At 52.3% G+C, this 1,079-nt stretch carries 1 protein-coding gene; it reads left to right on the plus strand.

Annotated features, from left to right (window positions below):
- A partial coding sequence (locus B5F38_RS14125; RefSeq protein WP_087409751.1) for a transposase occupies window positions 1–909 on the plus strand: 909 nt, incomplete at its 5' end.
- Between the last annotated feature and the right edge of the window lie 170 nt (window positions 910–1,079).

Here is a 1,079-nt window from a genome sequence, read left to right on the forward strand (position 1 = left end):
TACGAGAGCGAGATGCGCTATCCTACGGATGCGAAGCTTCTGTGGGAAGGAATAGAGAAGTCATATGAGATAATGTGCACTCTGAGTGCCAAGCTGAATGTGCACCGTCCGAGGACGAAGTACGTAGACGTAGAGAAGGCCAACCTGTCGTACAGGAAGCGGCGCAGGCATACGAAAGTCCAGACCAGGAAACTGACCAGACGCCTGCTCAACCTTTTGGGGAAGATACTGAAGGAGACCCGCACACTGGAGAGGGAGAATGCAGGCGCGGAGAAATTGCTGACAGCCAGACAGAAGAGCGATATTGAAATCATCACAAGAGTGTACCGCCAGCAGAAGGCCCACTTCGAGAACAACAATCCTCGCGAGAGTGTCAAGGACAGGATAGTGAGCATCAGCAAGCCGTATGTGAGGCCAATCGTGAGAGGCAAGGAAGTGAAGAGCGTAGAGTTCGGTGCGAAGTGCAACAACATCCAGGTTGACGGACTCTCATTCATCGAGAAGCTGTCATTCAATGCCTTCAACGAGGGAACCAGGCTTACGCACTGCCTGAAGATGCACCGAAAGCTCTTCGGTGTGGACGCGAAGAAGGTCGGAGGAGATGCAGGCTATGCCGGCAGCGCCAACAGGGAGTACTGCAAGGATAGAGGAATACAGACGTCATTCGTCAAGCGTGGCCGTCCGTCCTTGGAAAAGAAAGAGAACGACATCATCCGCAACGAGCTGGCGAGGGTGAGGGCAACGAGGATGGAAGGCTCGTTCGGAACGCAGAAGGAACACTATGGCCTGAAACGCATCAAGGCAAGGACGAAGTTGACCGAAATCCTGTACATCTTCTTTGGCATCCACACGGCGAATGCAGTACAGCTCGTCCGGCGGGAAGTCAACGAAATTGCTCAGGCTGCCTGATGTTCGAGGTGAGTGAGAAACGGCCCTTTCACTGGAGTATTGGCTCCAGTTGGGTCCAAAAATGAAAAAAGGGGCTCCGAAACGGAGCCGAAAATATAAAAAGATGAGTTCGATCGGAAAAATTACCGGGACAGTCTGCCGATTGACTCATAATGACGGAATTAAACGAC

Source organism: Barnesiella sp. An22 (assembly GCF_002159975.1).
Classification (GTDB): Bacteria; Bacteroidota; Bacteroidia; order Bacteroidales; family Barnesiellaceae; genus Barnesiella; species Barnesiella merdigallinarum.